The organism is Neobacillus paridis (genome assembly GCF_016765675.1).
Taxonomy (GTDB): domain Bacteria; phylum Bacillota; class Bacilli; order Bacillales; family Cytobacillaceae; genus Neobacillus; species Neobacillus paridis.
In genome coordinates, this window is sequence record NZ_JAESWB010000392.1 from 1 (window position 1) to 521 (window position 521).

1 protein-coding gene is annotated in these 521 nt (G+C 64.9%); it reads left to right on the plus strand.

Going from position 1 to position 521, the window contains the following annotated elements:
- A partial coding sequence (locus JK635_RS29330; protein WP_498043901.1) for an aminotransferase class III-fold pyridoxal phosphate-dependent enzyme occupies nt 1–521 on the plus strand: 521 nt, incomplete at both ends.

The following is a 521-nucleotide window of genomic DNA, read 5'->3' on the forward strand; positions in this document are numbered from 1 at the left end:
AACCTGATTGCCCTTGAAAAAAGGGTCTGCGCAGAAAACTATGCGCCCCTGCCGGTCGTGCTGCACAGCGGCGCCGGCGTCTGGCTGACCGACATCCATGGCAAACGCTATCTGGACATGATGTCAGCCTATTCGGCCACCAGTTTCGGCCACAGCCATCCGCGCCTGGTGGCGGCGCTGACGGCGCAGGCGCAAACCCTGGCGGTGACATCGCGCGCCTATTACACCGACCGATTGGGACCGTTCCTCCAGCGGCTGTGTGAAATGACGGGCATGGCGCGCGCGCTGCCAATGAATACCGGCGCGGAAGCCGTGGAAACGGCGCTGAAGGCGGCGCGCAAGTGGGGGTATGAAGTCAAGGGCGTGGCGCCGGAACGGGCGCAGATCATCGTCTGCGCCGGCAATTTTGCCGGCCGCACCACCACGATTGTCGGGTTTTCCTCCGAGGCGCAATATCGGCAGGGTTTTGGGCCGTTTGCGCCGGGCTTCGTGTCGGTGCCGTTCGGCGACGCCGCCGCGCT